Origin of the sequence: Pseudomonas sp. KU43P (genome assembly GCF_033095865.1) — a bacterium.
Classification (GTDB): Bacteria; Pseudomonadota; Gammaproteobacteria; order Pseudomonadales; family Pseudomonadaceae; genus Aquipseudomonas.
Window position 1 is genome coordinate 4,701,891 of the sequence record NZ_AP019365.1, and the last position, 22,312, is coordinate 4,724,202.

Here is a 22,312-nt window from a genome sequence, read left to right on the forward strand (position 1 = left end):
TTTTCATTTTCAGTGCAGCTCAACCGGGCTATGGTCGGGGTTTGTTCCAGGCCCCTGAGCCTGACCGAGCCATCGCAAGGACCCCGTATGAGCCTGTCACTTCTCAGTCGCTACGCCTTTTTCGCTGCTTGTGTACTGTTCACCCTGGCGAGTCTGCCGTTCCTCCATCACGAATGGCTGTGGCCATTCACCCTGGCTAGCGCGCTGCTCAGCCTGGTCGGCGTGGTCGATCTGCTGCAGCAACGTCACGCGGTGCGCCGCAATTACCCAATCCTTGGCAACATTCGCTACCTGGTCGAAGGCATCCGCCCGGAAATTCGCCAGTACCTGCTGGAGGCCGACAGCGATGCCCTGCCCTTCTCACGCGCCCAGCGCTCGCTGGTTTACGCGCGGGCCAAGAACGAGGCTTCGGACAAACCGTTCGGTACCTTGATCGACGTGTATGAGTCCGGTTTCGAGTTCATCGGCCATTCCATGCGCCCGGCACCGCTGGCCGACCCGGCAAGTTTCCGCACCATCATCGGTGGCCCGCAATGCAGCCAGCCGTACTCGGCGTCGATCTTCAACATTTCCGCCATGAGCTTCGGCTCGCTCAGCGCCAACGCTATCCGCGCGCTGAACCAGGGCGCCAAGCTGGGCAACTTCCACCATGACACCGGCGAAGGCAGCATCAGCCCCTATCACCGCGAACACGGCGGCGACCTGGTCTGGGAGCTGGGCAGCGGCTACTTCGGTTGCCGCACGGCGGACGGGCGCTTCGACCCTGAACGCTTCGCCACCCAGGCACGTAGCCCGCAGGTGCGGATGATCGAGATCAAGATGAGCCAGGGTGCCAAACCCGGCCACGGCGGCATCCTGCCCAAGCACAAAGTGACCAAGGAGATCGCCGACACCCGCGGCGTGCTGATGGGCGAGGACTGCATTTCGCCATCACGCCACAGCGCTTTCTCCACACCGATCGAAATGATGCAGTTCATCGCACAGCTGCGTGAGCTGTCGGGCGGAAAACCAGTGGGCTTCAAGTTCTGCCTCGGCCACCCGTGGGAGTTCATGGGCATCGCCAAGGCCATGCTGGAAACCGGCATCCTGCCCGATTTCATCGTCGTCGACGGCAAGGAAGGCGGTACCGGTGCCGCGCCGGTGGAATTCACCGACCACATCGGAGTGCCGCTGCGCGAGGGCCTGCTGTTCGTGCACAACACCCTGGTCGGCCTGAACCTGCGCGACAAGATCAAGCTCGGCGCCAGCGGCAAGATCGTCAGCGCCTTCGATATCGCCAGCGTACTGGCCATCGGTGCGGACTGGGCCAACTCGGCACGGGGCTTCATGTTCGCCATCGGCTGCATCCAGTCGCAGAGCTGCCACACCAACAAATGCCCGACTGGCGTGGCCACCCAGGACCCGCTGCGCCAACGGGCGCTGGTGGTGCCGGACAAGGCCCAGCGGGTATTGAACTTCCACCACAACACCCTGCGCGCCCTGGCCGAGATGCTCGCCGCGGCGGGTCTGGAGCATCCGGCGCAGCTGGAAGCCAAGCACCTGGTGCGGCGTGTTTCGGCCACCGAAATCAAGCTGTTCTCGCAGATGCATGTGTTCCTCAAGCCAGGGGAGTTGCTGACCGGCGAGGTGGACGGGCAATTCTATTCGCGCATGTGGCAGATGGCGCGGGCGGACAGTTTCGAGCCACACACCGACGTGGCGGCCTGATCAACAGCGGAAGAAGTTCCACCATGGCCAGCTGCAGGGGGAACTTCGAACAGCAAGGCCTGGATATCGCCGGCAATGTATCGCGCCTGTAGCGTCCAGGCCGGCGGCAATTGGTTTGCACCTCTCGAGCTGGCGGGGCCTTGTATCCACCAGACTCGCCCGGACTTCGCGCTCAGTTGTCGCGGATCGACCACGTAGATCTGTTCAGACCTGGGATAAAGCAAGGTTTCCCAGTTGTAGCTGGTAGGGGAGGTTCCAGAGTTGTCCCCCGACTGACCATATTGATACAGCCGCGGCTCACTGCCCGTCTTGTTGTAGTACTCCACGCTGTAGTACCAGAACAACGAGTCCACCACCATTACATCGCCGTCTCGCCAGTGGGCATTGACCTGATCGAGCAGTGACGCCACCTTGATGCGTCCCCAGACCGTCTTGCCATTGAGCTCGACCTTGCCTTGATAGAGCCGTCCAAGACCTGCGGATTGCAAAGAAACGCACAAGATGACCAGTACAGCGGCGCCGACAGGCGAGCGTCTGGCAATGCCATCTACCGTCACCGCCAGCAGAATCGCCAGCCCCGCCGCGCTGAAGAGCAGATAGCGCGGCATGAACACCGGCAGTGCGTAGGACGCCAGCCAGGCTGTGAGCAATGGCAGGCAGAAGAAGAGCAGGATCAGCAGGCGAGGTTTGGCAGGCAACTTGTCATGTTTGACAGCAGCCATGCAGAGCGCAGCCACCGCAACAGGCAGCAGCCAGAACACTGGCCACCCATGCTCGGTGCCAGGCTGGAGCGCCATGAATTGCCAAAGTGCCGAAGGCAGGGTATTCCCGCTCACCGGCGCAATCCAGTTCAGCGCACCGCTGCTACGCGTCATCTGCTCGTTGAGTTGCGGCAACCAGGGAAGGAAGGCGAGCGCGATGGCCACATTGCATAACCACCAGTCAGGCGAGCGCACCAGGCGCTGCCCTCTGCCGTTGCGCATCGGCAACAGGTACAGCCAGTGAGCCGCCGCGCACAGCACGGCAAAATAGTGGGTGTAGAGCGCTGCCGTCAGCAAAACCGCATAAATCAGCAGATAGCGCCGACGATGCTGCGCCTGTACCCACATCATGAGTAGAAGGGTTGCCGCCAGCAGCCACATGCCAAGCAGGGAATACATCCGCACTTCCTGGCTGTAGCGCACGGTGATGGGAAGCAACGCCATGAACAACCCGGTTATCACCGCGGCACGCGGGTTTGCCAGACGCAGCGCGATAGCCATTGCCAGCAAAACCGACAGCACCCCCGCCAAAACACTGAACCCGCGCACGGCGAGCAGACCATCACCAAACGCTGCGATCCAGTAGTGCAGCAACAGGTAATACAGCGGAGGATGCACGTCGCGCCCGGTATGCAGAAGAATCTGCCCCGGCGCCATGCTGCTCAACTTGACACTGAATGCCTCGTCGAGCCAAAGCACCGGCACCTCGATGCGATAGAGCCGCAGCGCAACGCTGAGCACGAGGATGCCGAGCATCAGTAGCAGCCACCCTCTGTTCGGCAGGGTGATCGCCGCCAGGCCCACGGTTGCGCGTTTCGGCTGCCATCGTGGCGAAACTGTCATCGTTGTTCCTTGAATACACTGCGGCCACCCTGAGTCGCATTGCGCCCCAGCGTGCCTTTGACGACATAACGCGGTCGGTGCTTGGACTCCATGTAGATGCGACCGATGTATTCCCCAAGGACACCGATTCCAATCAGCTGGACCCCGCCCAGAAACAGGATGGCCGTCATGAGAGAGGGATATCCAGGCACGGGGTTGCCCAGGATGAGCTTGTCCAAGACCAGCAACGCCGCGTAAGCAAACGCCGTGATGGCAATGACGCCCCCCACGTAGCTCCACAGCCGTAGTGGCACGGTGCTGAACGAGGTAATGCCATCCAACGCCAGGTTCCACAGTTTCCAGGCATTGAAGCGGCTGCCTCCTTGGGTTCGCGGCGCGCGCTCGTATTCGACGACCGCCGTGCTGAACCCTGCCCACGACAACATGCCTTTCATGAACAGTTGCTGCTCTGGCATCGACTTGATCACTTCCACGACCTTGCGATCGAGCAAGCGGAAGTCGCCGACATTTTCTTCGATATGGATTTGCGAGATGCGATTGAGCAGGAAGTAGAACCCCCCAGCCGAAAGGCGCTTGAGGTAGGTATCACTGGATCGATCGCGGCGCTTGGCGAGTACCACATCGAAGCCGGCTCGCCACTCTTCGATCAGCAACGGAATGACCTCCACCGGGTCTTGCAGGTCTACGTCGATCGGAATCATCACGTCGCCCTCGGCCATTTCCAGGCCGGCGAACAGTGCCGCCTCCTTGCCGAAGTTTCGCGACAGGTCGACCAGCATGACATCCGGGTCGCCGGCAACCAGCTGACGAATCTGCCGCTCGGTATCGTCCTGACTGCCATCGTTGACGAAGATCACCTCGACCCGAGCGGTTTCACCGTTCAATGCCTGGCGAACCGCGTCGTAGAAAGGTCGGATCGACTGTTCTTCATTGAACACCGGCACGATCAGCGAAATAACCATCTGCGCCGCTCCATGAAGATCCATCGAGACAGCATGAAACCCAACAGCAGGCTGATCGCCGAATACACCACGACGGTGACCACCGGGCGCCAGCTCTGAAGATCGGCAATCGTCCCCACTGCCACACTCAGGCTGCCCATGCCTGCGACGAAGCTCAGGTAGCGCAAGAGCGATACAGGTACCCTGAAGGTGTACCGGGCATTGGCCATGAACGAGAACGACAGCGCCACGAAGAAGGCCGTCAGATTGCTGATCGCCTGATCGGTACCGGCCAACAGCTGCATCGCCGTGAACACGGCGGCGTGAATGGCGGTGTTGAAGATACCTACGAGCAAGTACTTGAAGAACGTCGACGTTGCGAATCGCATGATCGGTCTTGCCCTTCCTTACCTGGCATGAACGCCACGTTAGGCGAGATGGGGAAGGTGTTCTACTGACAAAAATGCCAGTTGACGATCGCATCGACCTGGAGAATCGAAGGGTGAAAAGGGCCGCGGCAGCGGCCCTCTTGCATTGTCAGAGCGCTGGGCTGGCCACGCCCCGCGCTTGTTTCGGCGCAAGCCGGAACACGTGATACAGCACCGTCAGCAGCACCAGGAACGCTGGGCCGATGTACAGCGCCACGCGGGTGTCCTCGAAGTACGCCATCAGGCCCACCACCAGCACCAGGAACGCCAGGGCCAGGTAGGAGCTCAGCGGCCACAGCCACATGCGGTACTTCAGGGCCCCGCGCTCAGCGCTCGACAGACCGGCGCGGAACTTCAGCTGGGCCAGCAGGATCATCACCCAGGTCCAGATCGCGCCGAAGGTGGCGATCGAGGTCACCCAGACGAACACCTTCTCAGGCACCAGATAGTTGGCCAACACACCCAGCAGCAACGCACCGATCGACAGCAGCAGCGCGTTGCGTGGCACGCCGCTCTTCGAGGTGCGGGCAAACGCCGCTGGGGCCTGGCCATTCTGCGCCAGGCTGTAGAGCATGCGCCCGGTGCTGAAGATACCGCCGTTGCAGGATGACAGCGCCGCAGTGATAACCACGAAGTTGATGATACCGGCGGCAGTCTTGATACCCAGCCGCTCGAAGGTCATGACGAACGGGCTGCCCTGGCTGCCGATCTCGTTCCACGGGTAGATCGAAAGGATGACGAACAGCGCACCGACGTAGAACAGCAGGATGCGCCAGAACACCGAACCGATGGCCTGCGGGATGGTTTTCTGAGGGTTGCGTGCTTCACCGGCGGTCAGGCCGATCATTTCCACGCCCAGGTAGGCGAACATCACCATCTGCAGCGACATCAGCACACCGGTCACACCGTTGGGCATGAAGCCGCCGTTGCTCCACAGGTTGGAAACGCCCACCGCCACGCCGTCATTGCCGAAGCCGAAAGCAATGATGCCGATGCCGCCTAGGACCATGGCAATGATGGTGACGATCTTGATCAGGGCGAACCAGAACTCGAACTCACCGAAGGCCTTGACCGCGATCAGGTTGACCGCGCCCATGCTGCCCAGGGCCATCAAGGCCCAGATCCAGCGCGGCACATCCGGGAACCAGATGCCCATGTAGATGGCCACCGCGGTGATTTCCGCGACACAAGTCACCAGCCACAAGAACCAGTAGTTCCAACCGGTGAGAAAGCCCGCGAGTGGGCCAAGGTAGTCCTGGGCATAGCTGCTGAACGAACCGGCGACCGGGTTGTGCACGGCCATTTCGCCGAGCGCGCGCATGATCACCAGGATCGCCAGGCCGCCAATGATGTAGGAAAGCATGATGGCTGGGCCGGCCATTTCAATGGCCTTGGCCGAACCGAGGAAAAGACCGACACCGATACAGGCGCCCAGCGCCATAAGACGGATGTGCCGTTCGCCCAGTTCACGCTTCAGAGGGCCGCCCTGGGCGGTCTCGGCATGGGCAGGGTGGTTGCCGACTGGCATAGCAATACAACCTCATTTTGTTATTGGATTTGACCTTCGTGCAGCCGCAGCCTGCCGATAGGCATGACGTTGGCTTGCCGGGCTGGCCTTGTGGGCCGGCCCGTGTGCCGGACTAGAGCGGCCGGCAGGGCGAAGGGGCCGAGCAGTATAGGAAGCCCGACGTAGGGCTTTTCACTGTAAATATCCTGAAATTTGGCGAGAAGTCGGGGTGTAAGTTATGCCCGGCTGCGCCGTACAGCCACCCTAGCAATATCGCAGCTGGAAGAAACCCACACCAAAGCCGCATATCCCACTTCTGTTTTCTCCTCTTCCTACAATTTTTTCACCTCCTGCTGTCACCGTCTAAGCTTCAGGCAAGCAACACGAAAAAACCTGGCCGGATTGAAGACTATGGGCGCACTGTGGCAATCGGAACCAACCAGAACGGAAGCACCCGAAGCACCTCTGGCCGAGACGCCACAGCCGAAGTCCCCTCGTCAGCGTCGGCTATGGTGGCGGCTGATCCTGCTGATCCTGCTGGTGGCGATCATCGCCATTGGCTTTGCCGCCTATGATGAATTCCGTACGTCCGAGCTGCAGTCGCGGGAATTCAGCAAGCTGGCCACCACCCTCACCTACTCGCTGCAGCCGGGCCCCAGCGACGCCATCGTCTATCCGGGTGATGGGCCGTTCGACAAGCGCCTGGGTTACAGCGCGATGGGCGAATTCCTGCCGCGCCTGCTCAAGCGCGACTACCTGATCAGCGAACAGGTGAAGTTCTCGCCGGCGTTGATGAACTACGTCGACCATGGCCTGTTCGCCCCCTACATCGAGAAAATCCAGGCCGGCCTTGCGATCACCGACTGCCGCGGCGATACCTTGTACCAGTACAACTACCCGCAGCACCTGTACCCGAATTTCGCAGCGATCCCCCCGGTAATGGTCAACAGCTTGCTGTTCATCGAGAACCGCGACCTTCTGGACCCGAAAGACCCGAAGAACAACCCGGCAGTGGACTGGCCGCGCTTCGCCAAGGCCGCCTACAGCCAGGTGGCCAAATACCTGGCCCTGCCCGGCCAATCCGCCGGTGGCAGCACCCTGGCCACCCAGTTGGAGAAGTACCGCCATTCACCCGACGGCCTGACCGTGTCGGGTGCAGAGAAGATCCGCCAGATGATTTCCGCCAGCGTGCGCGCTTACCAGGGCGGCCCGGACACCACCGAAGCCCGCCAGCGCATCGTGCGTGACTACCTCAACAGCGTGCCACTGTCGGCGGTGCCGGGGCACGGCGAGGTACACGGCATGGCCGAAGGATTGCGAGTTTGGTACGGCGCCGATTTCGACCAGGTCAACCAGGCCCTGACCTCCACTGCCAGCGACCCGCAAAGCATGGCCGCGCGCGGCCTGGCCCTGCGCCAGGTATTGTCGTTGATGATTGCCCAACGCCGCCCGTCGCACTACTTGTCCAAAGGCCGTGTGGAACTGGCCGAACTCACTGACTCACACATTCGCGTGCTGGCCGCCAGCAATATCATCGATCGCCAGTTGGCCGACGCGGCGTTGGCCAGCAAGGCCGTGTACCGCGACTGGGTGGCGCAACCGACCATCGTGCCGATCATCACCAACAAGGGCATCAGCCTGGCGCGCAACCGCCTGGCCGCCATGCTCAACCGCCCGCTCTACGACCTCGACCGCCTGGACGTGTCAGCCACCAGTACGCTGCAGGCCGACCTGCAACTGCAGGTCAGCCAGTACCTGAAAAACCTCTCTGACCCGGAGTTCGCCGCGCAGATCGGCCTGATCGGCGAACGCCTGCTGACCTCCAAGACCACCGACCAGGTGCGCTACAGCTTCACCCTGTTCGAACGCACCGCCGACGGCTCGCGCGTGCGGGTGCAGACCGACAGCACCGACCAGCCGTTCGACATCAACGAAGGCAGCAAGCTGGAGCTGGGCTCCACCGCCAAGCTGCGGGTGCTCACCACCTACCTGGAGATCATTGCCGAGCTGCACGACAAGTACGCGGGCAAACCCGCCGCCGAGCTGAAGAAGGTCGAAGTCGCCGAGCTTGACCGCATTACCCAGTGGTCGCTGGAGTGGCTGACGCAGAACAGCAAGAACCAGAGCCTGGACGCCATGCTCGACGCTGCGCTGGAGCGCAAGTACTCGGCCAACACCGGCGAAGCCTTCTTTACCGGCGGCGGCATGCATGTGTTCAACAACTTCCGCAAGGAAGACAACAGCCGCAACCCGACCCTCAAGGTCGCCCTGCGCGAGTCGATCAACCTGCCGTTCATTCGCTTGATGCGCGATTTGGTGCGCTACGTGACCTACCAGCAGCCGTTCAACCGCGTACCACTGCTCAAGGACGACTCCGACCCTCGCCGTCAGGAGTACCTGGCGCGCTTTGCCGACAAGGAAGGCACCAACTACCTGATGCGGTTCTGGAAGAAATACCAGCGCAAGACTTCGCAGCAGCGCCTGGACACCTTCCTCGACAGTATGCGCGTCACCCCGCAGCGCCTGGCTGCGGTGCACCGCTACCTGTTCCCCGAGGCCGGCCAGGAAACCTTCAACGCGTTCGTCCGTGCCCACAGCAAGGACGACAAGATCGCCCTGGGCAAGCTCACCGACGGCCGCCTGGCGGAGATGTATGAAGGCTATGGGCCGGGCAAGTACGACCTGCCCGACCAGGGCTATATCGCCAAAGTGCACCCGCTGGACCTGTGGTTGCTCGGTTACCTGCTGAAGAACCCGAGCGCCACGCTGACCGAGATGGTGAATGCAAGCCGCTTCGAGCGCCAGGAAGTGTATGGCTGGCTGTTCAAGAGCCGTTACCAGGGCGCCCGTGATAGCCGCATCCGCACCATGGTCGAAATCGAGGCCTTTACCGACATTCACCAGCGCTGGAAACGGGTGGGCTACCCGTTCGATCATCTGGTGCCGTCGTTGGCGACCGCCATCGGCAGCTCGGGCGACCGCCCGGCAGCGCTGTCGGAGTTGGTGGGGATCATCCAGAACGACGGCGTGCGCTTGCCAACCTTGCGCATCGACACCCTGCACTTCGCTGCCGACACCCCCTACGAAACCAAGCTGGTCAGCGACCCGGACCGCGGCCAGCGGATTCTGCCGGTGGAAGTGGCCCGTGCACTCAAGGGCGCCATGTCGCAGGTGGTCGATGCCGGTACTGCGCGGCGTATCTCGGGCAGTTTCAAACTGCATGACGGAACACCGCTGGTGATGGGCGGCAAGACCGGCACCGGCGACAACCGTATCGAGAGTTTCGGCGCTGGCGGCAGGCTGATCGGCTCGCGTTCGCTGAACCGCACCGCGACCTTTGTATTTTTCCTTGGTGATAACCACTTCGGCACACTCACCGCGTTCGTACCGGGGCGCTCCGCCGAAGCGTTCAAGTTCACCTCGGCGCTGCCCGTGCAAGTGCTCAAGGGCATGGCACCGATCCTGATGCCGTACCTGGAGCCAGGCAACCCCAACGAATGCAGAGCACCACAAGTGGCGATGCACGACCCATCGAACAATTAGATGATAATCATCCGCATTTAGAGGCTTGTCTTTAGATATATCTTGAGTAATATCTTGCGATATATCTAAACGACGGAGCCTCATCTTCATGCGCGACCCCTACGCCCATGACCCCTTCGAACGCCGGCCCGGCCGCGGTGAGCGTGGCCCGCGGGTATTCGCACCCGGCGACCTGAAGCTGCTGATGCTGTCGCTATTGGCCGAACAACCGGGCCACGGCTACGACCTGATCCGCCAGATCGAGAACCTCTTCGATGGCAGCTACACGCCGAGCCCAGGTGTCATCTACCCCACCCTCAACTTCCTTGAGGAAGCCGAACTGATCAGCGGCCAGGTGCAGGGCAGCAAACGCCTTTACGCCATCACCGATGCCGGCCGTACAGCCGTCGGCGAACAGGCCGTAGCCCTCGATGGCGTGCGCATGCGTATCGAAGTCAGCAAGCGCGCGCTGCGTGGCCACGACCGCCCGGCCGAGATCCATGAAGCGGTGGGCAACCTTCGTCATGCCCTGCACATGCACAGCGGGCGCTGGACGCCAGAAGAAATCCAGCGGGTGCGCAACCTGCTCAACGACACGGCCAAGGCCATCGCCTCAGGCCCCGCCGACCCCGTTACGGAGATTCCCCATGAGTGACAGCATTCACCGCGTCAACCACGAAATCCGCCAACGCAGCCTGCAGGTGCTGCGGGTCATCGAACTGACCCCACGCATGCGCCGCATCACCTTGGGTGGCGCACAGTTGCAGGGCTTTACCAGCCTCGGCAGCGACGATCACATCAAGCTGCTGTTCGCTGAAACGGCGGAGCAGCAACAGGCCATCGATGCCGGCAACCTGGGGCGCGAAGGTGGTGTGCGGCCGACCATGCGCGAATACACGCCACGGCGCATCGACTTGGTCAACCATGAACTGGACATCGACTTCGTGCTGCACGGCGATGGCCCTGCCTCGACCTGGGCGGCCCAGGCCACGCCCGGACAGACGCTGAACATTGCTGGGCCGCGTGCCTCGATGGTGGTGCCGGATATCTTCGACAGCTATTTGCTGATTGGTGATGAGACAGCCATCCCGGCCATCGGCCGCCGCCTTGAGGAATTGCCGGCAGGTCGCCGGGTGCTGGCAGTGATACAGATCGAAGACGAGCAGGAGCGCCAGCCGCTGCCTAGCCAGGCACAGGTCGAGGTAATGTGGGTGCAGCGGGATGAGGATCTGCTGGGGTTGCTGAAAGGGCTGACCTTGCCTGAAGGGAAACTGTATGGCTGGGTTGCCCTGGAAAAGTCGCTGACCCGGCAAGCCAAGGCACTGCTGCTGGAAAAGGGCGTTGCGGAAGATCGCCTCAAGGCGGCGGCGTATTGGCGGGCAGAAGGTACTGCGGACGACGCGGGACTGTCAGTTTTTTTGTGTTCGGGCCGGTAATGGCCTGCCGTTAGGCAGGCCCGATTTTCACCACGTCGGCCTGATGAACCGATCCCCGTACAGAATCGCGAATTGATTCATCGCACTTTTCCAATCATGCGCCGCCGAGCCCCAGTTTGCCGTGATGTTCCGCAGCCCCAGCCAGATCAGCTTGGTGGCTGCTTCATCGTTCGGGAAATGCCCCCGAGTTTTAATGATTTTGCGTAGCTGGGCGTTGATGCTCTCAATAGCGTTGGTGGTGTAGATCACTTTGCGGATGGCAGGTGGGAAGACAAAGAAGGGAATCACTCGATCCCAGGCGCGTCTCCAGGCTGCCACGACCGTTGGATACTGTTTGCCCCAGGGTCCGTTTTCAAACTCATCCAATGCCTGCTCAGCCGCTTCTGCATTGATGGCCTGGTAAATCGGTTTCAACGCCTTGGCCAGTGCCCGGCGCTTGTCCCAAGCCACGTAGTCGAGGCTGTTGCGGATCAGGTGCACGATGCACGTCTGCAGCGTCGTTTCTGGAAACACGGCGCTGAGAGCCTCTGGCATGCCTTTGAGGCCATCGGTCACGGCAATCAGCACATCCTCGACACCACGCGTCTTGAGATCGTTAAAAACCTTCATCCAGAACTTCGCACCCTCGGTGTTCTCGATCCAGATGCCTAAGATATCGCGCGTCCCGTCGGGTAGAACGCCCAAAGCCAGGTAAATGGCCTTGTTGCGCACCAGGCCTTCTTCGCGAATTTTCACCCGCAGCGCATCAAAGAAAATGACCGGGTACATCGGCTCCAATGGCCGCTGTTGCCACGCGCCAATCTCTTCCATGACCTCGTCTGTCACAGAGCTGATGAAATCGGGCGAAACGTCGGTTCCATACTGCTCGGACAGAAACGCTCGGATCTCTCTGACCGTCATGCCACGGGCGTACATGGCGATGATCTTGTCATCGAAACCGGTGTACCGCCGTTCGTGCTTAGGGATCAGAATGGGCGCAAAACTGCCGTCTCGATCACGAGGAATTTCCAGCCGCAGCGGGCCATCGCCGGTCAAAACCGTCTTGCCACTCTTGCCGTTACGCTGGTTGGTTTCATCCTCTGGGCGCTGCGCGCCCGGCGGATAACCCAGGTGGTGACCAAGCTCGGCATGCAGAGCACGCTCGATCAAGGCCTTTTTGAACGCCGCAGAGGCATCCTCGATAGCTTCTGCGGTCATCAGGCCCTCACCGAACTGCTCCAGCAGCTCTTTGGGGATTTTGGGCAGGTCACGCAGGGGTTTCTTTTTGGTTGGCATACATGCACCTCTTACTCATGTTATGCCCGAACACAAAATTTCTGACACCCTCGACGACGCATGATCGGCTTTGGCTGCACCGGCCCTATCGCCGGCAAGCCGGCTCCCACAGGATTGGCACGCGCCTCTGTAGGGGCCGGTACAGGCTACGCAAAGGTCTGTAAACGCCGCCCCCGCCACCAATCGAGCCCCAACAGCACCAGCCCGATCACCCAAAAGCCCGCCAACACCCCCAGTGCATTGAGCATGACTTGCCCATACCCCAGGCTCGCCACATCGATGAACGGATAGGGATAAACCCCGATCTCGCTGCCTCGCCACAGCGCATAGGCGAAATACACCGCCGGATACAGCGCCCACACCGCTAGGTGCCAAAGCCGCAGGCTGCCTTTAGGCACCACGAACCACCAGTACAAGACGAATAGCGCCGGCATCACATCGTGCAGCAACTCGTCCGCTAGCCACTGCCAGCCCTCAGGTTGCCACAGATGGCGCAACAACACGCTGTAGGCCAGCGCCACCAGAATGATGCTGGTTGCCACTGCGGAACCCACTGTTGCGGACAAGAAAAAGCGCCTGGCGCGGCCTTCCCGCCCGAAAGCTGCATAGCTGATGACCGTCGCCACCAAGGTATTGGTCAGCACCGTGAAGTAACCGAACAGGTTGATCAGCCCACCGATGAGGCTGGCCTGCTCCTGCCAGCGTGCCCACAGCACCAGGTAGACCTGCACCGCGAGCCCCACCCAGCCCAGCACGGCCATCGCGGTCAGCCAGGGATGACGGGGCATGTCAGGCCTTGCGCTGCAGCTTCACGTAGAGCTGCTCGACCTTTTCTCGCGCCCAAGGCGTCTTGCGCAGGAAGGTCAGGCTCGACTTGATGCTCGGGTTGCTCTTGAAGCAGCGCACATCCACACGCTCGGCCAAACCCTCCCATTGGTAGTGCGCCACCAGCTCGGTGAGGATCTGTTCGAGGGTCTTGCCGTGCAGCGCGTTGTGTTGGGCCGTGCTCATGCCAGTGCTCCAGCGTGGAAAAAAGATGCGCACCTTACACGAGTGTAGTGGCGGGTGGGACATGCAGTGGCTGGCGAAAAAGCGCTGGCCAGGAGCAAAACCTCTGTGCTGAAATAGTGATGTTATATTGTAACAACACAAAAGCATCTGCCAAGGAACGTCACAGCCCCATGCTGCACATCCCGCTCCGTCTCTCCCCCCTGTCGGTCGCCCTGTGGCTTGCCGCTACATCCAGCCAAGCCGTCGAACTCGAACCCCAGGTCATTACCGCCAACCCGCTGGGCAATCAACAGCTCGCCGCACCAAGCACCGTGCTCGCCGGCGACGACCTGCTGCAACAGCAACACGGCAGCCTCGGCGAAACCCTGAACAAGCAGCCCGGTGTGGCCTCCACCTGGTTTGGCCCAGGCGCCAGTCGCCCGGTCATCCGCGGCCTGGACGGCGACCGCATTCGCATCCTGCGCAATGGTGTGGGCGCTTTGGACGCCTCGTCGCTGTCCTATGACCATGCCGTCCCGCTGGACCCGGTTACCGTTGATCGTGTGGAAATCGTCCGCGGGCCTGCCGCCCTGCTGTATGGCGGCAGCGCCATAGGTGGCGTGGTCAACACCTTCGACAACCGCATCCCCGACGCGCCGATCGAGGGCATTCACGGTGCCGGCGAACTGCGCTACGGCGGTGCCGACACCACGCGCAGCAGCGCCGGCAAGCTGGAGGCCGGCGACGGTACCTTCGCCCTGCACCTGGACGCCAACAGTCGCCAGTTCAACGACCTGCGCATTCCTGGCTATGCGCGCAGCGCGAACGTGCGCAGCGCCGAACAACCGGGCAGCAAGCACCGCCTGGACAATAGCGACGGCCGCCAGGATGGCGGTGCGATCGGCGGTGCCTACCACTGGGACCATGGCTATACCGGCCTTTCCTATAGCCGCTACGACAGCAACTACGGCTCGGTCGCCGAGCCCGGCGTGCGCTTGGACATGCAACAGGACCACTACGGTTTCGCTTCCGAACTGCGCGACCTGGACGGCCCCATCAGCGCGGTCAAGGTCGATGCCGGCTACACCGACTACCAGCACCGTGAGATCGAGAGCGGTGAAGTGCATACCACCTTCAAGAACAAAGGCTACGAGGCACGCGTCGAGGCACGCCACCAGCCGATCGGCCCAGTCGAAGGCGTGGTCGGCGCTCAGGTCAGTCGCAACGAGTTTTCCGCGCTAGGTGAAGAAGCGTTCGTTCCGCACACCGATACCGACAGCCTGGCGCTGTTCATGCTGGAGCAATGGCAGGCCACCGAGCGGCTCAACCTGAGCCTTGGCGCTCGCCTGGAACATACCCGTGTGGACCCGGATGCCAAGGGCAACGAGAATTTCGCTGACGCCGATGGTGCCAGCAGCTTCAATGCCTACAGCCTGTCTTCCGGGGCGGTGTACCAGCTCGACCCAATCTGGTCGCTGGCCGCCAACCTCGCCTACACCGAACGGGCACCGACCTTCTACGAGCTCTACGCCAACGGTGCCCACGTCGCAACTGGGTCATTTGAAGTCGGTGATGCAAACCTGGACAAGGAAAAGGCCATCTCCGCCGACCTGGCCCTGCGCTTTGACAACGGCACGCACAAGGGCAGCGTGGGTGTCTTCTATAGCCATTTTCGCAACTACATCGGGCTGATCGGCACCGGCAATCTGCGCGAAGGCCATGACCACGACCATGAGGGCGAGGATCACGACCACGATCACGACCACGGCGACATCCCCGAATATCAATATCAGGGCGTTCGTGCGCGCTTTTATGGCATCGAGGCCCAGGACCGCTGGCAACTGCTGCAGAACCGATATGGCAGCTTTGCCCTCGAACTGTCGGGCGACTACACCCGAGCGAAGAATCTCGACAACGGCGAGCCGTTGCCACGCATTGCTCCGCTGCGTTTGAACAGTGGCCTGGTATGGGAACTTGAGCGCTGGCAGGCGCGGGTCGATGTGCAGCATGCCTCGTCGCAGCACCGCACACCTGCCAATGAAACCAGCACCGACGGCTATACCACCCTGGGGGCGAGCGTCGGCTATCGCTTCGACATTGGCCAGAGCCAGTGGTTGGCCTTCGTGCGCGGCGAGAACCTGACAGACCAGACCGTGCGCTACGCCAGTTCGATCCTGCGAGACATTGCGCCGGCGCCGGGGCGTAGTGTGGAGGTAGGTTTGCGCACGACCTTCTGACCAGCTTTGCCCCCATCGCCGGCTAGCCGGCGATGGGGCTGCAAGGCGGCCCCTTCAAAACCGAACTGTTACCCGATCAGCAACAATCAACTGCGACAATTTGTCTTTTTTTCTTACAAATTCCCCTATATCCTCCCCTCGCACGCTGAAACGCTTCACTTAAACCATTTTGTCGCCATATCCATTGAAGGCCCCACCTTCGATGCGCTTGCCGTTTTTTTCAATAATCAGAAGATAGCGCTATCTCATGCTCCAAATGCCCAAACCCTGTTACATCGGCCTTGCCCTCGGTGCCCTGGCAACTCAAGCCAGCGCCAGTGAACCCTTCGCCAGCGAGTCACCCTGGATGCTGGGTGACTGGGGCGGCACCCGCACCGAGCTGCTGGAAAGAGGCTATGACTTCACCCTCGGCTACACCGGCGAAATGGGCAGCAACCTGCATGGCGGCTACGACCATGACCGCACCGCGCGCTACAGCGACCAGTTCACTTTCGGCAGCCACCTGGACCTGGAGAAGATCCTCGGCTGGCAGGCCACTGAATTTCAGCTGACAGTCACCGAACGCCACGGCGACAACATCAGCAACGACCGCATCAACGACCCGCGTGTCGGCGGCTTCACCTCCGCCCAGGAAGTCTGGGGCCGGGGCGAAACCTGGCGGCTGACCCAGATGTGGATCAAGCAGAAGTACTTCGACGGCGCCCTGGATGTGAAATTCGGCCGCTTCGGCGAAGGCGAGGACTTCAACAGCTTTCCCTGCGATTTCCAGAACCTGGCCTTCTGCGGCTCCCAGGTAGGTAACTGGGCTGGCAGCATCTGGTACAACTGGCCGGTCAGCCAGTGGGCCCTGCGCGTGCGCTACAACCTCAACGACGCCCTTTACGCTCAGGTCGGCGTGTTCGAGCAGAACCCATCCAACCTGGAGTCGGGCAACGGCTTCAAGCTCAGCGGCAGCGGCACCCAGGGCGTCGTGATGCCGGTCGAACTGGTCTGGAGCCCAGCGGTCAATGGCCTGAAAGGGGAATATCGCGCCGGCTACTACTACAGTAATGCCAAGGCACAGGATGTTCTCAAGGACAGCAACGGCCAGCCGGCCGCCATCAGTGGCGCCGCCTACCGCAGCAGTTCGAGCAAGCACGGCCTGTGGATCGGTGCCCAGCAGCAAGTCACTGCGCTGGCCACCGACCAGTCGCGCGGCCTGAGCCTGTTCGCCAACGCCACGGTGCACGACAAGAAGACCAATGCCATCGACAACTACGTTCAGGCAGGACTGCTATTCAAGGGCCCATTCGACGCCCGCAGCAAGGACGACATCGGTTTCGCCCTGGCCCGCGTGCACGTCAACCCCGCCTATCGCAAGAACGCCCGCCTGGCCAACCAGGCCGCCGGGCTCGTCGACTATGACAATCCGGGTTACCTGCCCGTGCAGGACACCGAATACAGCGCCGAACTCTATTACGGCATTCACCTGGCCGACTGGCTCACGGTACGCCCGAACCTGCAGTACATCCGCCATCCGGGCGGGGTGTCGCAGGTCGATGACGCCGTGATCGCCGGCCTGAAGATCCAGAGCACGTTCTAATCACTTTCAACTAACGGAGAACATACGATGAGCACTGACGGTGCCAAGAATGGAAGCCGCTGGCTACCGCGCCTGATGGGCGTACTACTGTTGCTGATGGGCCTGGCCCTGCTGGCGGGCGGGATCAAGCTGAGCCAGGTCGGCGGGTCGCTTTATTACCTGATTGCCGGTATCGGCTTTGCCCTGTCGGGAGCCCTGCTGCTGGCCCAGCGCCGTATCGCACTGGGCCTGTATGGCCTGGTGCTGCTCGGCAGTACGGTGTGGGCGTTGCTCGAAGTGGGCCTGGACTGGTGGCAACTGGTGCCACGCCTGGCCCTGTGGTTCGCCATCGGCGTCGTCCTGCTGCTGCCGTGGGCTCGCCGCCCGCTGATCGGCCCGGCGGCGAAGGCCAACACCGCGCTGCTCGGCGTTGCCGTGCTGGCTTCGGGTGCCTGTGCCCTGGGCAGCCAGTTCACCCACCCCGGTGAGGTGTTCGGCGAGCTCGGCCGCGACAACAGCGAAATGGGCAGTGCCGCCCCAGCCATGCCCGACGGCGACTGGCAGGCCTATGGCCGCACCGAACACGGCGACCGCTATTCGCCGCTGCGCCAGATCACCCCGCAGAATGCCTATCGCCTCGAAGAGGCCTGGCGTATCCGCACCGGCGACCTGCCGACCGACAACGACCCCGTGGAGCTGACCAACGAGAACACCCCACTCAAGGCCAACGGCATGCTCTATGCCTGCACGCCCCACAGCAAGGTGCTGGCCCTCGACCCGGACACCGGTGCCGAAATCTGGCGCTTCGACCCGCAGATCAAGACCCCGGTCGGCACCTTCAAGGGCTTTGCCCACATGACCTGCCGCGGCGTCTCGTACTATGACGAGAACGCCTACGTCAGCCGTGACGGCAGCCCGGCGCCGAAAATCTCCGACGCAGGCCAGGCCGTGGCCCAGGCCTGCCCGCGCCGCCTGTACCTGCCCACCGCCGACGCCCGCCTGATCGCCATCAACGCCGACAACGGCAAGGTCTGCGAAGGTTTCGCCAACCAGGGCGCGGTTGACCTCACCACCGGGATTGGCCCATTCACCGCTGGTGGTTACTACTCCACCTCACCGGTGGCGATCACCCGCAGCCTGGTGATCATCGGTGGCCACGTCACCGATAACGAGTCGACCAATGAGCCGTCCGGCGTCATCCGCGCCTACGACGTGCATGATGGCCGCCTGGTGTGGAACTGGGACAGCAACAATCCGGACGACACCAAGCCCCTGGCCCCCGGCAAGCAGTACAGCCGCAATTCGGCCAACATGTGGTCGCTGGCCAGTGTCGATGAAGACCTGGGCATGGTCTACCTGCCCCTGGGCAACCAGACCCCTGACCAGTGGGGCGCCGACCGCACCCCAGGCGCCGAGAAATACAGCGCCGGCGTGGTCGCCCTGGACCTGGCCACTGGCAAGGCACGCTGGAACTACCAATTCACCCACCATGACCTGTGGGACATGGACGTCGGCAGCCAGCCGACCCTGGTGCACCTGAAGACCAAGGACGACGTGAAACCGGCGATCATCGTGCCGACCAAGCAGGGTAGCCTGTACGTGCTCGACCGCCGTGACGGCACGCCGATCGTGCCGATCCGCGAGATCCCGGTACCGCAAGGCGCCGTCAAAGGCGACCACACCGCACCGACTCAAGCCCGCTCCGACCTCAACCTGCTCGGCCCTGAACTGACCGAACAGGCCATGTGGGGCGCCACGCCGTTCGACCAGATGCTATGCCGCATCCAGTTCCGCGAACTGCGCTACGAAGGCCAGTACACGCCTCCGTCCGAACAAGGCAGCCTGGTGTACCCGGGCAACGTCGGCGTGTTCAACTGGGGTAGCGTCTCGGTCGACCCGGTGCGCCAGCTGCTGTTCACTTCGCCCAACTACATGGCCTTCGTGTCGAAGATGGTGCCGCGCGAGCAAGTTGCCGCCGGCAGCAAGCGCGAAAGCGAGACCAGCGGCGTGCAGCCGAACACCGGCGCACCTTACGCCGTGACCATGCACCCGTTCATGTCGCCACTAGGTGTACCGTGCCAGGCTCCGGCCTGGGGTTATGTCGCGGCCATCGACCTGTTCACCAACAAGGTGGTGTGGAAGCGCAAGAACGGCACGACCCGTGACAGCACCCCAGTCCCGATCGGCCTGCCGGTAGGCGTGCCGAGCATGGGCGGCTCGATTGTCACCGCAGGGGGCGTCGGTTTCCTCAGCGGCACACTCGACCAGTACCTTCGCGCCTATGACGTGAACAACGGCAAGGAGCTGTGGAAATCGCGCCTGCCGGCAGGTGGCCAAGCCACGCCAATGACCTACACCGGCAAGGACGGCAAGCAGTACGTGCTGATCGTGGCCGGCGGCCACGGCTCGCTGGGCACCAAAATGGGCGATTACATCATCGCTTACAAATTGGCTGAGTGACCCTCGTTTGCGGCGGTGACCTCACCGCCGCAATCGCCGGCAAGCCGGCTCCCACAGGTACTCCAGACGCTTGGGTACCTGTGGAATTCGGCTTGCTGGCGACACGGTCAATACAGGCGCCGGAAGATGAAAGCCTCCCCCTCCTCCCTTCGTCTACCATTGAAACCCATCCCCCCGCGCCCCATCTAAGCACCATAGTCATTCACGCAGGTGCCCCATGAGCGACCAGCAGGATTTCCCGGAACAACCCGACGAACACCGCGAAGCCGAACACCTCGAGCCCCAGACCGAACCCGGCCACGCCCTCGCCCTGCCCGGCCAGCAGTTGCCGGACAAGGTCTACGTGATCCCGATCCACAACCGCCCGTTCTTCCCGGCCCAGGTGCTGCCGGTGATCGTCAACGAAGAACCCTGGGCAGAAACCCTCGACCTGGTAGCCAAGACCCCGCACCACTCGCTTGCACTGTTCTTCATGGACACCCCGCCAGAAGACCACCGCCACTTCGACACGGCGGCCCTGCCGGAGTACGGCACCCTGGTCAAGGTGCACCACGCCAGCCGCGAGAACGGCAAGCTGCAGTTCGTCGCCCAGGGCCTGACCCGCGTGCGCATCCGCACCTGGCTCAAGCACCATCGCCCGCCGTACCTGGTCGAGGTCGAGTACCCTCGCCAGCCGACCGAGCCGACCGACGAGGTCAAGGCCTACGGCATGGCGCTGATCAACGCGATCAAGGAATTGCTGCCGCTCAACCCGCTATACAGCGAAGAGCTGAAGAACTACCTCAACCGCTTCAGCCCCAACGATCCTTCACCGCTCACCGACTTCGCCGCGGCGCTGACCTCGGCCACCGGCAACCAGCTGCAAGAAGTGCTCGACTGCGTGCCCATGCTCAAGCGCATGGAAAAAGTCCTGCCGATGCTGCGCAAGGAAGTCGAGGTTGCACGCCTGCAGAACGAGATTTCCGCAGAGGTCAACCGGCAGATCGGCGAGCACCAGCGTGAGTTCTTCCTCAAGGAACAGCTCAAGGTCATCCAGCAGGAGCTGGGTCTGACCAAGGACGACCGCAGTGCCGACCTGGAACAGTTCGAGCAGCGCCTGCTGGGCAAGACCCTGCCGGAGCAGGCCAAGAAGCGCATCGACGAAGAGATGGGCAAGCTGGCTATCCTGGAAACCGGCTCGCCCGAATACGCCGTTACCCGCAACTACCTGGAATGGGCCACTGCCCTGCCCTGGGGCGTGTACGGCAAGGACAAGCTCGACCTCAAGCATGCCCGCAAGGTGCTCGATCAGCACCACGCCGGCCTCGATGACATCAAGGAACGCATCCTCGAATTCCTCGCCGTAGGCGCCTGGAAGGGTGAGATCAGCGGCTCCATCGTCTTGCTGGTAGGCCCGCCTGGCGTGGGCAAGACCAGCATCGGCAAGTCCATCGCCGAATCCCTCGGACGGCCGTTCTACCGCTTCAGTGTCGGCGGCATGCGCGACGAGGCGGAGATCAAGGGCCACCGGCGCACTTACATCGGTGCCCAGCCGGGCAAGCTGGTGCAGGCATTGAAGGACGTCGAGGTGATGAACCCGGTGATCATGCTCGACGAAATCGACAAGATGGGCCAGAGCTACCAGGGCGACCCGGCCTCGGCACTGCTGGAGACCCTTGACCCCGAGCAGAACGTCGACTTCCTCGATCACTACCTGGACCTGCGCCTGGACCTGTCCAAGGTGCTGTTCGTGTGCACTGCCAATACCCTGGATTCGATCCCCGGCCCGCTGCTCGACCGTATGGAAGTGATTCGCCTGTCGGGCTATATCACCGAAGAAAAGCTGGCTATCGCCAAGCGCCACCTGTGGCCCAAGCAACTGGACAAGGCCGGCGTCGCCAAGACTAGCCTGAGCATCAGCGACAGCGCCCTGCGCACGGTGATCGAAGGCTATGCCCGCGAAGCCGGCGTACGACAGCTTGAAAAACAATTGGGCAAGCTGGTGCGCAAGTCCGTGGTCAAACTGCTGGAAGACCCGGATGCCAAGCTCAAGATAGGCACCAGGGACCTTGAGGCGGCACTGGGCATGCCGGTGTTCCGCAGCGAACAGGTGCTGGCCGGCAAGGGTGTCATCACCGGGCTGGCCTGGACCAGCATGGGCGGCGCCACCCTGCCGATCGAGGCGACTCGGATCCACACCCTCAACCGCGGGTTCAAGCTCACCGGCAAGCTCGGCGACGTGATGAAGGAGTCCGCCGAAATCGCCTACAGCTACGTCAGTTCCAACCTCAAGCAGTTTGGCGGTGACCCGGCATTCTTCAATGAAGCCTTCATTCACTTGCACGTACCCGAGGGGGCCACACCCAAGGACGGCCCGAGTGCCGGTATTACAATGGCCAGCGCCCTCTTGTCGCTGGCCCGCGACCAGGCACCGAAGAAAGGCGTGGCGATGACCGGCGAGCTGACCCTCACCGGCCAGGTGCTGCCCATTGGTGGGGTGCGCGAGAAAGTGATTGCGGCCCGTCGACAGAAGATCTTCGAGCTGATCCTGCCAGATCCGAACCGGGGGGATTATGAAGAGTTGCCCGATTACCTTCGCGAAGGGATAAAAGTTCATTTCGCCAAGCGTTTCGCAGATGTCGCCAAAGTCCTTTTCAATTAATCC

15 protein-coding genes are annotated in these 22,312 nt (G+C 62.1%); 8 read left to right on the forward strand and 7 right to left on the reverse strand.

Annotated elements, in window-relative coordinates:
• Positions 1 to 87 precede the first annotated feature (87 nt).
• Positions 88 to 1,707 carry an FMN-binding glutamate synthase family protein gene (locus KU43P_RS21510; protein ID WP_317659447.1) on the forward strand — a complete coding sequence of 540 codons (1,620 nt, stop codon included), beginning with the start codon at positions 88 to 90 and terminating at the stop codon, positions 1,705 to 1,707.
• Here the strand turns inward: KU43P_RS21510 and KU43P_RS21515 are convergent.
• From KU43P_RS21515 to KU43P_RS21530, 4 genes are all read right to left on the reverse strand, one after another.
• Positions 1,641 to 3,311, reverse strand: coding sequence for a glycosyltransferase family 39 protein (locus KU43P_RS21515; RefSeq protein WP_317659449.1), 1,671 nt, complete (start codon positions 3,309 to 3,311; stop codon positions 1,641 to 1,643). The two genes, KU43P_RS21510 and KU43P_RS21515, sit on opposite strands and share 67 nt — an antisense overlap.
• Entirely contained in the window at positions 3,308 to 4,273 is a 966-nt protein-coding gene (locus KU43P_RS21520; protein ID WP_317659450.1) for a glycosyltransferase family 2 protein, read from the reverse strand. The genes KU43P_RS21515 and KU43P_RS21520 overlap by 4 nt, the downstream gene beginning before the upstream one ends.
• Entirely contained in the window at positions 4,258 to 4,641 is a 384-nt protein-coding gene (locus tag KU43P_RS21525; RefSeq protein ID WP_317659451.1) for a GtrA family protein, read from the reverse strand. Before KU43P_RS21525 ends, KU43P_RS21520 begins: the two co-directional genes overlap by 16 nt.
• Positions 4,642 to 4,789: 148 nt before the next feature.
• The gene (locus tag KU43P_RS21530; protein WP_317659452.1) at positions 4,790 to 6,208 is read right to left on the reverse strand and encodes an amino acid permease; all 1,419 of its coding nucleotides are present in this window, start codon (positions 6,206 to 6,208) and stop codon (positions 4,790 to 4,792) included.
• Positions 6,209 to 6,598: 390 nt separating this feature from the next.
• On the opposite strand from KU43P_RS21530, the gene KU43P_RS21535 reads away from it, so the two are divergent.
• The 3 genes from KU43P_RS21535 to KU43P_RS21545 all read left to right on the forward strand — a co-directional run bounded on the left by KU43P_RS21535 (position 6,599) and on the right by KU43P_RS21545 (position 11,145).
• Positions 6,599 to 9,730: a biosynthetic peptidoglycan transglycosylase gene (locus tag KU43P_RS21535; RefSeq protein WP_317659453.1), complete on the forward strand. Its 3,132-nt coding sequence runs from the start codon at positions 6,599 to 6,601 to the stop codon at positions 9,728 to 9,730.
• An 88-nt stretch (positions 9,731 to 9,818) separates the two neighbouring features.
• Complete coding sequence (locus KU43P_RS21540; protein WP_317659454.1) at positions 9,819 to 10,364, forward strand: PadR family transcriptional regulator; 546 nt, start codon at positions 9,819 to 9,821, stop codon at positions 10,362 to 10,364.
• Positions 10,357 to 11,145 carry a siderophore-interacting protein gene (locus tag KU43P_RS21545; protein ID WP_317659456.1) on the forward strand — a complete coding sequence of 263 codons (789 nt, stop codon included), beginning with the start codon at positions 10,357 to 10,359 and terminating at the stop codon, positions 11,143 to 11,145. Before KU43P_RS21540 ends, KU43P_RS21545 begins: the two co-directional genes overlap by 8 nt.
• Positions 11,146 to 11,172: 27 nt before the next feature.
• On the opposite strand, the gene KU43P_RS21550 is transcribed toward KU43P_RS21545, so the two are convergent.
• The 3 genes from KU43P_RS21550 to KU43P_RS21560 all read right to left on the reverse strand — a co-directional run bounded on the left by KU43P_RS21550 (position 11,173) and on the right by KU43P_RS21560 (position 13,431).
• On the reverse strand, positions 11,173 to 12,420 hold the full coding sequence (locus KU43P_RS21550; RefSeq protein ID WP_317658073.1) for an IS256 family transposase: 1,248 nt from the start codon (positions 12,418 to 12,420) through the stop codon (positions 11,173 to 11,175).
• Positions 12,421 to 12,566: 146 nt separating this feature from the next.
• Complete coding sequence (locus KU43P_RS21555; RefSeq protein WP_317659458.1) at positions 12,567 to 13,208, reverse strand: Pr6Pr family membrane protein; 642 nt, start codon at positions 13,206 to 13,208, stop codon at positions 12,567 to 12,569.
• 1 nt (position 13,209) lies between these two features.
• On the reverse strand, positions 13,210 to 13,431 hold the full coding sequence (locus KU43P_RS21560) for a VF530 family DNA-binding protein (protein WP_176511034.1): 222 nt from the start codon (positions 13,429 to 13,431) through the stop codon (positions 13,210 to 13,212).
• Positions 13,432 to 13,601: 170 nt separating this feature from the next.
• On the opposite strand from KU43P_RS21560, the gene KU43P_RS21565 reads away from it, so the two are divergent.
• The 4 genes from KU43P_RS21565 to lon all read left to right on the forward strand — a co-directional run bounded on the left by KU43P_RS21565 (position 13,602) and on the right by lon (position 22,309).
• Positions 13,602 to 15,647, forward strand: a complete 2,046-nt coding sequence (locus tag KU43P_RS21565; RefSeq protein ID WP_317659461.1) for a TonB-dependent receptor — start codon at positions 13,602 to 13,604, stop codon at positions 15,645 to 15,647.
• Positions 15,648 to 15,894: 247 nt separating this feature from the next.
• Positions 15,895 to 17,229, forward strand: coding sequence for a carbohydrate porin (locus KU43P_RS21570; protein ID WP_317659463.1), 1,335 nt, complete (start codon positions 15,895 to 15,897; stop codon positions 17,227 to 17,229).
• Positions 17,230 to 17,256: 27 nt separating this feature from the next.
• Positions 17,257 to 19,668 carry a glucose/quinate/shikimate family membrane-bound PQQ-dependent dehydrogenase gene (locus tag KU43P_RS21575; protein ID WP_317659465.1) on the forward strand — a complete coding sequence of 804 codons (2,412 nt, stop codon included), beginning with the start codon at positions 17,257 to 17,259 and terminating at the stop codon, positions 19,666 to 19,668.
• Between the two features lie 217 nt (positions 19,669 to 19,885).
• The gene (gene lon, locus KU43P_RS21580; RefSeq protein WP_317659467.1) at positions 19,886 to 22,309 is read left to right on the forward strand and encodes an endopeptidase La; all 2,424 of its coding nucleotides are present in this window, start codon (positions 19,886 to 19,888) and stop codon (positions 22,307 to 22,309) included.
• Positions 22,310 to 22,312 lie beyond the last annotated feature (3 nt).